Origin of the sequence: Martinezella rhizogenes (assembly GCF_007002745.1) — a bacterium.
GTDB classification, from domain to species: domain Bacteria; phylum Pseudomonadota; class Alphaproteobacteria; order Rhizobiales; family Rhizobiaceae; genus Agrobacterium; species Agrobacterium cucumeris.
The window spans coordinates 39,387-51,571 of the sequence record NZ_SGNY01000006.1; the positions used below are offsets into that span (position 1 = coordinate 39,387).

Here is a 12,185-nt window from a genome sequence, read left to right on the forward strand (position 1 = left end):
CCTTGACTGAGCCGCGCTTATTCCGCAACGGCAAGGCGCGACGCACGCACGCCCGTTGAAAGTCCCTTTACCAGCGTCGTAACGGCTGGCACGGTATCTGCGGTCGCCTTCCCGTCCTTGGTCAGGCTGCCGGCAATCTGGTTGACGATGGCCGAACCGACCACCACACCATCCGCCACGGCGCCGATTGCTTTCGCGTGATCGGCCGTCTTGACACCAAAACCGACACAGACCGGCAGTTCCGTATGCGCCTTGATACGACCGACCGCGCCTGAGATCAACGAGGGATCGGGCAGCGCGGAACCGGTAATACCGTTCATCGAGACATAATAAACGAAACCTGAGGTATTTTTAAGAACGGCAGGCAGACGCTTGCCATCCGTCGTCGGGGTCGCGAGGCGGATGAAATTCACACCCCGCTCAAGAGCCGGAACGCAAAGCTCATCATCCATTTCCGGCGGCAGATCGACCACGATCAGACCGTCGACGCCGGCTGCCAGCGCATCTTCCAGGAACTGGTCGACACCGTAAATATAGATCGGATTGTAATATCCCATCATCACGATCGGGGTCGCATCGTCACCCTTGCGGAATTCACGCGCGAGATCGAGCGTGGTTTTCAGCGTCTGGCCACCCTTCAGCGCCCGCTGTCCGGCCAGCTGGATAGCCGGGCCGTCCGCCATCGGATCAGAAAACGGCATGCCGAGTTCGATGATATCGGCGCCCGCTTCCGGCAGCGCTTTCATGATGCCGAGCGAGGTTTCAAAATCCGGGTCGCCGCCCATGAAATAGGTGATCAGGGCCGGGCGATTTTCAACGCGCAGATCGGCGAAGCGCTTGTCCATACGTGCAGTCATGATCTTATACATCCATTCCAAGGAACTTGCTGACGGTGTGGACATCCTTGTCGCCGCGACCGGAAAGGTTCATCAGGATGATCTCATCCTTGCCCATCTTCGGTGCGCGCTTGATGACCTCAGCCAATGCGTGGCTCGGCTCCAGTGCTGGAATGATGCCTTCGAGGCGGGTCAGCATCTGGAAGGCGTCCAGCGCTTCATGGTCCATGACCGGCACATATTCGACGCGGCCGATATCGTTCAACCAGGAATGTTCAGGGCCGATGCCGGGATAATCGAGACCGGCGGAAATGGAGTGGCCTTCCTTGATCTGGCCATCCTCATCCTGCAGCAGATAGGTGCGGTTGCCATGCAGAACACCCGGCGAACCGGCGGTGATCGATGCACAGTGCTCGTCGCCTGAAAGACCCTTGCCACCGGCTTCAACGCCGACGATGCGGACATTCTTGTCATCGAGGAAAGGATGGAAGATGCCGATGGCGTTCGAGCCGCCGCCAACAGCCGCCACGACCAGATCCGGCAGGCGGCCTTCCGCCTCCAGCATCTGCGCCTTGGCTTCTTCGCCGATGACAGCCTGGAAATCACGGACCATTTCCGGATAGGGATGCGGGCCGGCAGCAGTGCCGATCAGATAATAGGTATCATCGACATTGGTGACCCAGTCGCGCAGCGCCTCGTTCATGGCGTCCTTCAAGGTGCCGTGGCCAGCCGTTACCGGCTTAACTTCAGCGCCCAGAAGCTTCATGCGGAAAACATTCGGGGCCTGGCGGGCCACATCCGTCGCGCCCATATAAACCACGCAAGGCAGGCCAAAACGCGCGGCAACGGTGGCCGAGGCCACACCATGCTGGCCGGCACCGGTTTCGGCGATGATGCGGGTCTTGCCCATGCGCTTGGCAAGCAGGATCTGGCCGAGGCAATTGTTGATCTTGTGCGAGCCGGTGTGGTTCAGCTCTTCGCGCTTGAAATAAATCTTCGCGCCGCCGAGTTCCGCCGTCAGGCGCTCCGCGAAATAAAGCGGGCTCGGACGACCGGTGTAATGAGCGCCGAGATATTTCAGCTGCGCCTGAAATTCGGGATCGTTCTTGGCCTTGTCCCACTCCGCCTGCAAATCCAGAATAAGCGGCATCAGCGTTTCGGCAACGAAGCGGCCTCCGTAAATGCCAAAACGGCCGTCCTCATCGGGACCAGCGCGGAAAGAATTGGGTGTTGGCGCGTCGTTCACTTCAAGCTCCCTTTGGGCCTTTCGACCAATCATTCACCACATCGAAAAATGCATCGATCATGGCCAGATCCTTGACGCCCGGTGCGCTTTCGACGCCGGACGATAAATCTAATCCGCTTGCCCTGGTTTCCGCCAGGGCTTCCGCGACATTGTCCTTGTTCAGCCCCCCGGAAAGCATGTAATCAATACTTCCGTCAAGAGAGCGCAGGATGGTCCAGTCGAAGGAAACACCATTACCGCCCGGCAGGTCGGAACCGGCGGGTGCCTTGGCATCCAGCAGGAAACGGTCGGCTATACCGATATAAGGGTCGATTTTGGCAAGATCAGCGGCATCACGAATGGAAATGGCCTTCATGACAGGCAGGCCATACAACGCCTTGATGTTCAGCAGTCGCTCCGGGCTTTCGCTACCGTGCAATTGCAGGATATCCGGTTTTACGAGATCGACGATCTCATCGAGATAATCATTATCAGCATTGACGGTGACGGCGACAACCTTGGCGGCGCCACGGACGTCATCCGCGAGCCTGCCTGCGATATCGGGCTCGATGTTGCGCGGGCTTTTTTCAAAGAAGATAAAACCGACATGGGACGCGCCGCGCCTGACGGCGCGCTCCAGCGCTTCCGGTGTCTTCAATCCGCAAATCTTGATATCCGGTTTCATACCCGCGACCTGACATGAAATGCGACGAGAGTCGAGCCAAATCGCATTCGTCTATGGAATGTTTCACGTGAATCCAGATGGCGATCCGCACCTCAAGTTTCAATCGAAATCGATGGCGTGCAGTTTAGAGCCGTGGCGCTTCAGCCAGCCCTTGGCTTCTTCTGTGTGCGGGCAAAGCTTTTCACATAGAGCCCAGAATTTCGGGCCGTGGTTCATTTCCCTGAGATGAGCGACCTCGTGGGCGGCGAGATAATCGATGACCTTTTCCGGGGCCATGACGATGCGCCAGGAGAAACTCAGATTTCCATCATGAGAGCACGAGCCCCAGCGACTGCGGGTATCCTTCATGCTGATCGACCGCACCGGCCGGCCCGCCGCGGTCGCATGGACCGCAACCAGCCTTTCCAGATCAGCCTTCGCTTCTTTTTTCAGGAAAGTTGCGATCCGCCGTCTCAGATGTTCCGGCGCACCGCTGACTTTCAGAATGGCCGCGCCGTCTGCGTCTTCAGCAACATGGGTCAGGCCGCGCAGGCTGCCGGTGTGCTCTATGCGATGGGGTATGCCGCGAATATCGATGGCCGCGCCGGGATGCAGACCGTCATCGGGGCTGAATTTCAGAAGCTTGCCTTCCAGCCAGCCTTGATGCCTTTCGAGAAAATCATCAACCTGGCCGTGGTGGAGTCCCATCGGGATCGTCAGCTTCAGCGCCCGGCCACCGGGTTCAATACGCAGGGTAATGCGGGTGGCACGTGGGTTTTCCCTTACCGTGATCGGCACCTGTCTGCCCGCCACGGCGACAGTGCGCTGGCTGGGTGCGGCCTTTTTGGCTGCCGGCGATTTCACGGATTTTCCGAAGAGCGAAAACATGCGCTGTTCATAGCCGATTCGCCGCCGGTTTGGCCATGCAAATGCGCGGCACCGCCTGCGGTCTCACCCCTATGTGGTCTGGTGTTTGCGGATGAAATCCATCATGCGCGGCACAATTTCCTTGCGGAACCGCGAACCGTTGAACACGCCGTAGTGGCCGACATCGGGTTGCATATAGTGCGCGCGTTTTTCATCTGGGATGTTTCGGCAAAGATCATGGGCGGCCTTTGTCTGGCCGACGCCTGAGATATCGTCATTCTCACCTTCCACGGTGAACAATGCGACATTGTGAATGGCGGTGGGATCAACCGCCCTGCCCCGGTGCTGCATATTTCCCTTGGGAAGCGCATGGTCAATGAAGACGGTTTCCACCGTCTGCAGATAAAATTCCGCCGTCAAATCCATGACTGCCAGATATTCATCGTAAAATTCGCGATGTTTTTCGGCGGAATCGCCGTCATTCTTGACGAGGTTGAGGTAAAAATCCTTGTGCGCCGTCATGTGCTTGTCGAGGTTCATGGACATGAAACCGGACAGTTGCAGGAAGCCGGGATAGACATTTCTGCCAAAGGCAGGCTGCGGCCACGGCACCTGCATGACGACGTTGTCGCGGAACCATTCAATCGGCTTGGCTTTGGCCAGACCATTGACGGCGGTGGGATTGATGCGCGTATCGATTGGCCCGCCCATCAACGTCATGGATGCCGGCGCAAAACGATCTCCATCCGCTTCCATCAGGGAAACGGCGGCCAGCACCGGCACGGATGGCTGACACACGGCGACTACATGCGCGCCCGGGCCGATCTGTTGCAACATCTCAATGACATAGCTGATGTAATCGTCGAGATTGAAAGTCCCCTCACTCACCGGCACGGTGCGGGCATCAGTCCAATCGGTGATGTAGATATCCGCTGAAGGTAACAGGGCCTCTACCGTTCCGCGCAGCAGGGTGGCGTAGTGACCGGACATCGGCGCCACCAGCAGAACCTTCGGATCGAACTGACGGGCCGCATCAAGTTCTCTACTGAAATGAACGAGATTGCAGAACGGACGCGACCATACGATCTCTTCCGCCACAGTGACGCTATGGCCATCAACGATCGTGCTGCCAAGACCAAATTCGGGCTTGACGTAACGTCGGGTCAGTCGCTCGAACACCTCGAAACCGGCATCAAGGCTACGGCCGAAGGCAGTGCTGGAAAGCGGGTTCAGCGGATTATTGCAAGCCTGGCGCATCATATCGGCACCGGCGCGCAGCGGCATCATGGCCGCATGGTTCATTTCATAAAGATGGTAGAACACTGATGACGCCTCCCTCGCGGATCAAGCTCTTTTTTTGACCATAGCAGCTTTTCGCAAGTGCACAAAATCGAAGGCGCCGACAGTTTCCCGCCGACGCCTCAATTTCAGTTGAATGCCCGGCAACAATCAGATGTCGGCGACAAAAGTCTGCTTCTGGGAACCGAGGGCCTCGATGCCGAGTTCCACGACATCACCGGCCTTCAGATAACGCGGCGGCTTCTGACCCATGCCGACGCCCGGAGGCGTGCCGGTGGAAATGACATCGCCGGGATGCAGCGACATGAACTGGCTAAGATAGGAAACCACATGGGCAACACCATAAACCATGGTCTTGCTGGAGCCGTCCTGCATGGTCTGGCCATTCACCTTCAGCCACATGCCGAGGTTCTGCGGATCCGTAACTTCGTCCTTCGTTACCAGCCATGGGCCGATCGGGCCGAAGGTGTCGCAGGACTTGCCCTTGGTCCACTGCCCGGCACGCTCCGTCTGGAAGGCGCGCTCGGAAACATCGTGGGAAACGCAATAACCAGCGACATAATCGAGGGCATCAGCTTCGGAGACATATTTCGCGGTCTTGCCGATGACGACACCAAGCTCGACTTCCCAGTCGGTCTTTTCGGAGCCGCGCGGAATGGTAACGTCATCATTCGGGCCGACGATGGCCGAGGTCGCCTTCATGAAAATGACAGGCTCCGGCGGTACGGTCGCACCTGTTTCGGCGGCATGGTCGGAGAAATTAAGGCCGATGCAGATGAACTTTCCGGTTCCCGCAACGCAGGCGCCGATGCGCTCTTCGTTCAGAACCGGCAGCGTGGCAAGATCAATGGCAGCAATCTTCTTGAGGCCTTCGGGAGAGATGGCGTCGCCGCCGATATCCTTCACGTGGGCGGACAGATCGCGGACTTTTCCTTCCGCGTCGAGAATAGCAGGCTTTTCCTGGCCGGGTTGGCCAACGCGCATCAATTTCATGGAACTCTCTCCCGGTTGTCAGACAAGATGATGCATATATGAACGATGCATTCATCCTTGTCACCCCTTGACTGCGGCAAGTTTCGAAAAATACCTTTTCCTTCCCGTCAACCAAAAGGACATGGCCCGTGACGAACAGCAATTCCCGGCAATCCGAATATCCCGTCGATCCCCTCTTCCTCGACCGCTGGTCTCCACGCGCCTTTGATGGCAGCGCCATATCGCAGGAACATCTGCTGACCATTCTGGATGCGGCTCACTGGGCGCCCTCGGCATCCAACCTGCAGCCATGGCGATTTGTCTATGCCCACAAGGACAGCGAAGACTGGCCGCTCTTCGTGGAGCTGCTGATGGAAGGAAACCAGCGCTGGGCAAAAAATGCCTCAGTGCTGCTGTTCGTGGTTTCCCGGGGCTACAATATTTCCCGCGAAGGCGAGAAAAAACCTTCCGCGACCCATTCTTTCGACGCTGGCGCTGCCTGGTTTTCACTCGCGATGCAGGCGCATCTGCTGGGTTATCAGGCCCATGGCATGGGCGGCATCCTGAAGGACAGGATCGTTGAAGCGCTGGGTATTCCTGAAGGCTACAAGGTGGAAGCCGGGATCGCCATCGGTACGCTGACCGACAGTTCCGTCCTTCCGAACGATCTGGCGGAAAGGGAGGTGCCGAGCAAGCGCCTGCCGCTTGCGGACGTGGCTTTCGAGGGGCGCTTCACCGGCAAGGCCGATTGATATCGGGCGATTCTGAGAAGAAAAGGCCCGGCGATTATTGATCGCCGGGCCTTTTGTTAAAGTTTCGTTTCACGTGAATCGCTACGCGAGACGCTGCACAGGATTAAATGTCGAGGTTGGCGACGCTGAGCGCGTTTTCCTGGATGAAGTCGCGGCGCGGTTCCACCTCGTCACCCATCAGGCGGGCAAACAGGCCGTCGGCGTCGGTTGCATCGTTGACCTTGACCTGCAGCAGCGAGCGGACATTGGCGTCGAGCGTCGTTTCCCACAGCTGCTCGGCGTTCATTTCGCCGAGACCCTTATAACGCTGCATGGAAAGACCCTTGCGACCGGCGGCGAAAATCGCATCCAGAAGGGCGCGCGGTCCTGCCAGTTCCAGTGTGCCGTCCTTGCGTTGCAGGACCGGCGGCGTGGCGTAGATTTCCCGGGTGCGGGCCGTGAGTTGATCGATATGGCGGGCATCGGCCGAACCGAGCAGCCCCATATCCAGCGTCGAGACCTCCTTGACGCCGCGCACCATGCGCTCGAAGCGCAGACCGCCATCCTCCAGCACCGTGCCGGACCAGCCGCGCTCGGTTTCTTCCGCAATCATGTCCAGACGTCGGGCCACTTCGGCAACGGTTTCCTGAGCACGGGCCGCATCGGCCGAAAGCTCCGGATTAAGCGCACCGGCAATGGCAGCCTGTTCGACGATTGAACGGCTGTAGCGGGAATGCAGACCATCGATCAGCGAGCGCATGCGCAGCGCATCGAGAATGACTTCGCGAAGATCGGCGCCGACTCGAACCTCACCGGTGCCGAGGGTCAGCGATGCTTCCTCAAGACCCATGGAAATGAGGTATTCTTCCAGCGCCTTCTCATCCTTCAGGTACTGCACCGATTTGCCGCGTGTCACCTTATAGAGCGGTGGCTGGGCAATATAGAGATGGCCGCGCTCGATCAGTTCCGGCATCTGGCGGAAGAAGAAGGTCAACAGCAGGGTACGGATATGGGCGCCATCGACGTCAGCATCCGTCATGATGATGATCTTGTGGTAACGCAGCTTGTCGGCGTTAAATTCGTCCTTGCCGATCGACGTGCCGAGCGCGGTGATCAGCGTGCCGATTTCCTGACTGGACAACATCTTGTCGAAACGGGCGCGTTCAACGTTGAGGATCTTACCGCGAAGCGGCAGGATGGCCTGCGTTTCACGCGAGCGGCCCTGCTTGGCGGAACCGCCGGCGGAGTCGCCCTCGACGAGGAAGAGTTCGGATTTAGCCGGATCGCGCTCGGAGCAGTCGGCAAGCTTGCCGGGCAGAGAAGCAATATCGAGCGCGCCCTTGCGACGCGTCAATTCGCGCGCCTTACGGGCGGCTTCACGGGCGACGGCCGCTTCCACGACCTTGCCGACGAGGATCTTCGCTTCCGATGGGTGCTCTTCCAGCCAGGTGGAGAGTGCCTCGTTGACGAGGCTTTCCACGACCGGGCGCACTTCCGACGAAACGAGCTTGTCCTTCGTCTGCGAGGAGAACTTGGGGTCAGGAACCTTGACCGAGAGAATGGCGGTCAGGCCTTCGCGGCAGTCCTCGCCCTGCAGGCTTACCTTTTCTCTTTTCATGATGCCTGACGTATCGGCATAGGAGGTGACCTGACGGGTGAGCGCCGCGCGGAAACCGGCCATATGGGTGCCGCCATCGCGCTGGGGAATGTTGTTGGTGAAGCAGAGCACATTCTCGTGGTAGCTGTCGTTCCACCACAGCGCGACCTCGACGGTAATACCGTCCTTCTCGCCATGAATGGCAACAGGCTTGTCCACCAGCGATTTCTTGGCGCGGTCCAGATAACGGACGAAGGCCTCAAGCCCGCCGTCATACAGCAATTCCTGCTGCTTGACGTCCGAATGGCGCTTGTCGGTAAGCAGGATGCGGACACCGGAGTTCAGGAACGCCAGTTCACGCAGGCGGTGTTCCAGCGTTCCGTAATCATAATCCGTCATGGTGAAGGTTTCAGGGCTTGCAAGGAAGGTAACTTCCGTGCCGGAGCGACCTTCATATTCGCCAATCACCGAAAGCGGTGCATCGGCAACACCATGGGTGAAGCCAATTTCGTGCAGCTTGCCGTTACGGCGGATTCTGAGCTTCAACCAGACGGACAGCGCATTGACCACCGAGACGCCCACGCCGTGCAGACCGCCGGACACCTTGTAGGAATTCTGGTCGAACTTTCCGCCCGCATGCAGCTGGGTCATGATGACTTCGGCAGCGGAAACACCTTCAGAAGGGTGGATATCGGTTGGAATGCCGCGGCCGTTATCCGTCACCGTCACCGATCCATCGGCGTTCAGCGTCACCGTCACCAGATCGGCATGACCGGCAAGCGCCTCGTCGATGGCGTTGTCGACCACTTCGTAGACCATGTGGTGGAGGCCCGAACCGTCGTCGGTATCGCCGATATACATGCCGGGCCGCTTGCGCACGGCATCAAGACCCTTGAGGACCTTGATCGAATCGGCTCCGTATTCCGTGTTCACGCCGACTTCGCTTGACGATGTTTCGGTCATAAGTACTCTTTCCAAAGTTTCCTGGCCAGGTTTTCCAGTGAGAAGGCCTGAAGCCAGCGAATCACTCAAATCCGACATGCGACTATAGAAATTCTACACCCAATCCCAAAGGCCGCATGCTTCAGGATGCTGCATAAAGCAGGGGATAGAGGGGGTTTCAATCGCAAGAACGGCTTTTTTGCAGCACCGCTGACAGTTCCTCTATCACACTCGGCGACAGCTTGCGAATATCCCGCGCCAGGCGATTGGCGAAAGCCGTATATTGCGGCGCAAGCCCGACCGTATCGATCACCACCTTGGGGTCGGACGAGCCGGCCAGAAAGAACAATTCCTCAGCCTCGTCCCAGATGATGTTGAAATATCCGGCGATACGCTGGAGCAGATCAAAGCTCGGCTTGCCGCGTTTGCCATGCTCAAGCGCCGAGAGATAGGCGGGCGACACACCGATTGCCGCCGCCATCTGCTTCTGCGTCACGCCCTTGCGTTCGCGAAGCTGCCGCACGGCCTCAGCAAACGGCGTCATGATTTTTCGCCCCGCCGGCGCGCCAGCCGCACATAGAGGGCGCCGTCGCCGCCATGATTGGCGGATGCGTCCTCGTAGGACGAAATGAGGTGGCGATATTCTGGTTTGGAAAACCACATGGGCACGGCTCTCTTCAGCGCGCCATCGCTGCCGATCGAGCGACCCTTGCCGGTTATGACAAGCACGTGCCTTAGACCCCGCTCATGCGCACGCAATAGAAAATCCAAGAGCACCGCATGGGCTTCGCTCTGAAACATGCCGTGCAGATCAATACGCCCTTCCAGCGGCAACCGGCCACGGGTTAGTTTGCGTTTGACCGGTTTTTCCATCGGCTGATGAATTTTCGGCTTCTTGTCCAAAGTTGCCGGCGGCACGTCGACCGGTTCCACAAGCATGCGCGGAAAAGGGCTGCTGCCGGTTTGCGGGATAATGGCCTCCGTCGGGGCCTCTTCTATGTCGTCGAAAGCCAGCAAATCCTCCAGCCTGCCGGAGATAGGTCGCGCGGTTCTTGCGACCTTGCCCCACAGAATGCGTTCTTCCTTGCCAAGCTTTCGACTGCCTTTCATCGCCGATACCTTTCCGCAGCAATGCGCGGCAACAGTATATAAAAATCGGCCTCATTACGCACCGTTCCGGCAAGCTCTCCTGCCTCGAAACCGGAGCCGGTGAAAATATCGCCCCGCGCCGGGCCGACGATAGCCGAGCCCGTATCGAGCGCCAGCATCAGACGGGCGAAGGGTTTTCCATTATCCAGATGGGTCAGGGTTGGCGCATGGATAAAAAAGGGAAAACCGAAAGTATGGATAAGCCTGTCCACGGCCAGCGCCCGCCCGGCAACCAGCGGCACCTTGGCGGCGGCAATCGGTCCCATGTCCTCATCCACGACATCTGCCTCGCGGAAAAAAATGAAGGAGCGGTTATGCCACAGCACCTCATTTACCTCATCCGGGTGGTCGGCAAGCCACTTGCGGATCGTCTGCATCGAGATCGTTTTCGGGTCCAGTTCACCGCGATCCAGAAGCAGCCGTCCGATCGGTGAAAACGGATGCCCGGCCTTGGCCGCATAAGTGATGCGTTTTACCGTACCATCCGGAAACACCAGACGGGCCGCACCCTGAACGTGGACGAAAAACAGGTCGACTTTCGATTTCGCCCAGGCGATCTCAAGACCCCTACCCTCCAGATATCCCTCATCGATCGCCCGGCGATCGGGAAAATAGGAAATGCCGTCCTCTTCCGCTTTTGCAAAAGCATAGGACGGATCGAAACCGGCGGGACGATTGTCGTCGTTTATATCCACCAGCTCAGGCGGTCTGCGATAGATTGGGTGGCACCAGACATCATCACGAACGGACGAGACTTCCAGCTCGGGTTCATAGAAGGCGGTTACAAAACCGCTTTTTCCTCCAGGTGGAGAAATTTTAAAGGGTACACAATTTGTCTCAAAGAAGCGGCGGGCCTGTTCCGGACTAGCTCCGTCCTTCTCATTGGCCACTTCCAGAAGAGAAACCAGCTCAGCAGCGGTCAGACCCAGCGCACCGCTCCTGTAAGGTTTCGCATTCCGGAGATGAGACAGAACCGTCCGCATCACCGGAAAAAGCTTGCCGGGATCGTCTTCCTGCCAGCCGGGCAGGTTCTGGAAAGCAACTTCCTCGATCGAAAAGGGCGCGGTCATTGCTCGGATTCGGTGGCGATCAGCTTCCAGTTCGGATCGCGCGAGCGCATGTCACGCGAGAAGGTCCAGATATCGTCCACTTCTGCAACCGCATCCGGGTCGCCATCCACCAGCTTGCCGTCCTTGTCATAGGTTGCCGAAATCAGCTGGCTGACGATCCTCAGCGTGATCTGCACCTCGGAATCGCGAATGCCGGCCTGGGTGATATCGGCTTTCTCGATACCCACGAAAGTGGATTTAACGACCTCACCGCGGCTTTCGCGTTCGGAGATCGCCGCCTCGAAGCCTTCGAAGACCTCTTTCGACAAGAGATTCTTGAGAGTATTCCGGTCGCCATCAGCAAAACCCATGACGATCATCTCATAGGCCATGCGAGCACCGTTCAGGAATTCCTTGGGCCGGAACGTCGGGTCCTTGGTCATCACCTCGCGCAGGGACGCATTCAAGGGAGAATCCACCGGCGCCAGAGCATCCGCCTCGGCAAAGGGATTTTCATCCTCGGCCTCACCGCGTTTCGGCAGGGTCACGACCTTGTTATCATCCGTTACAGGGCCTTTGGCGACATCGCGCGGGCTATAGGGATCGAATGGCGGTTTCTCATTGCCCGTCCGGCGGCCGAGAACACTGCGCAACTGAAGGAATATCAGCACCGCCGCAACGAGAAAAAACAATGTGATAAAGTCGCTAAAGCCCATCTTTTACCAAAACCGCCATTTAAATTCGAAAACCACACCATCATATAGTCTGCATCTTATCATCATTCAAATGTGCAGATTCAATCATTGGTGTCCCAGGGTGTCCTCAGGAACCGGCAATCTGCCAGAGATGCACAC

Annotated in this window: 12 protein-coding genes; 1 reads left to right on the top strand and 11 read right to left on the bottom strand. The window is 58.0% G+C overall.

Annotated features, from left to right (window positions below; all coding sequences use genetic code 11):
- Window positions 1-17: 17 nt before the first annotated feature.
- The 6 genes from trpA to EXN68_RS17695 form a co-directional block, all read right to left on the bottom strand.
- Complete coding sequence (gene trpA, locus EXN68_RS17670; protein WP_142842118.1) at window positions 18-857, bottom strand: tryptophan synthase subunit alpha; 840 nt, start codon at window positions 855-857, stop codon at window positions 18-20.
- Window positions 858-861: 4 nt separating this feature from the next.
- A complete protein-coding gene (gene trpB / locus EXN68_RS17675) occupies window positions 862-2,082 on the bottom strand; it encodes a tryptophan synthase subunit beta (RefSeq protein WP_142842119.1) in 1,221 nt (406 codons plus the stop codon).
- A gap of 1 nt (window position 2,083) precedes the next feature.
- On the bottom strand, window positions 2,084-2,746 hold the full coding sequence (locus EXN68_RS17680; RefSeq protein ID WP_142842120.1) for a phosphoribosylanthranilate isomerase: 663 nt from the start codon (window positions 2,744-2,746) through the stop codon (window positions 2,084-2,086).
- A gap of 99 nt (window positions 2,747-2,845) precedes the next feature.
- Window positions 2,846-3,613 carry a M48 family metallopeptidase gene (locus EXN68_RS17685; RefSeq protein ID WP_142842121.1) on the bottom strand — a complete coding sequence of 256 codons (768 nt, stop codon included), beginning with the start codon at window positions 3,611-3,613 and terminating at the stop codon, window positions 2,846-2,848.
- Window positions 3,614-3,682: 69 nt separating this feature from the next.
- Window positions 3,683-4,915 (bottom strand): polyhydroxyalkanoate depolymerase, encoded by a 1,233-nt coding sequence (locus EXN68_RS17690; RefSeq protein ID WP_142842122.1) that lies wholly within the window; start codon window positions 4,913-4,915, stop codon window positions 3,683-3,685.
- A 126-nt stretch (window positions 4,916-5,041) separates the two neighbouring features.
- Window positions 5,042-5,884 (bottom strand): fumarylacetoacetate hydrolase family protein, encoded by an 843-nt coding sequence (locus EXN68_RS17695; protein WP_142842123.1) that lies wholly within the window; start codon window positions 5,882-5,884, stop codon window positions 5,042-5,044.
- Between the two features lie 128 nt (window positions 5,885-6,012).
- Here EXN68_RS17695 and EXN68_RS17700 point away from each other — a divergent pair, with 128 nt between their 5' ends.
- The gene (locus tag EXN68_RS17700) at window positions 6,013-6,615 is read left to right on the top strand and encodes a nitroreductase family protein (protein WP_142842124.1); all 603 of its coding nucleotides are present in this window, start codon (window positions 6,013-6,015) and stop codon (window positions 6,613-6,615) included.
- Between the two features lie 103 nt (window positions 6,616-6,718).
- On the opposite strand, the gene gyrB is transcribed toward EXN68_RS17700, so the two are convergent.
- The 5 genes from gyrB to EXN68_RS17725 all read right to left on the bottom strand — a co-directional run bounded on the left by gyrB (window position 6,719) and on the right by EXN68_RS17725 (window position 12,047).
- On the bottom strand, window positions 6,719-9,154 hold the full coding sequence (gene gyrB / locus EXN68_RS17705; protein WP_142842125.1) for a DNA topoisomerase (ATP-hydrolyzing) subunit B: 2,436 nt from the start codon (window positions 9,152-9,154) through the stop codon (window positions 6,719-6,721).
- Window positions 9,155-9,311: 157 nt separating this feature from the next.
- A complete protein-coding gene (locus EXN68_RS17710; RefSeq protein WP_046799712.1) occupies window positions 9,312-9,677 on the bottom strand; it encodes a helix-turn-helix domain-containing protein in 366 nt (121 codons plus the stop codon).
- Window positions 9,674-10,243 (bottom strand): Smr/MutS family protein, encoded by a 570-nt coding sequence (locus EXN68_RS17715; protein WP_142842126.1) that lies wholly within the window; start codon window positions 10,241-10,243, stop codon window positions 9,674-9,676. Before EXN68_RS17715 ends, EXN68_RS17710 begins: the two co-directional genes overlap by 4 nt.
- Entirely contained in the window at window positions 10,240-11,352 is a 1,113-nt protein-coding gene (gene mltA / locus EXN68_RS17720; protein WP_142842127.1) for a murein transglycosylase A, read from the bottom strand. The genes EXN68_RS17715 and mltA overlap by 4 nt, the downstream gene beginning before the upstream one ends.
- Entirely contained in the window at window positions 11,349-12,047 is a 699-nt protein-coding gene (locus tag EXN68_RS17725) for a Tim44/TimA family putative adaptor protein (protein ID WP_142842128.1), read from the bottom strand. Before EXN68_RS17725 ends, mltA begins: the two co-directional genes overlap by 4 nt.
- Window positions 12,048-12,185 lie beyond the last annotated feature (138 nt).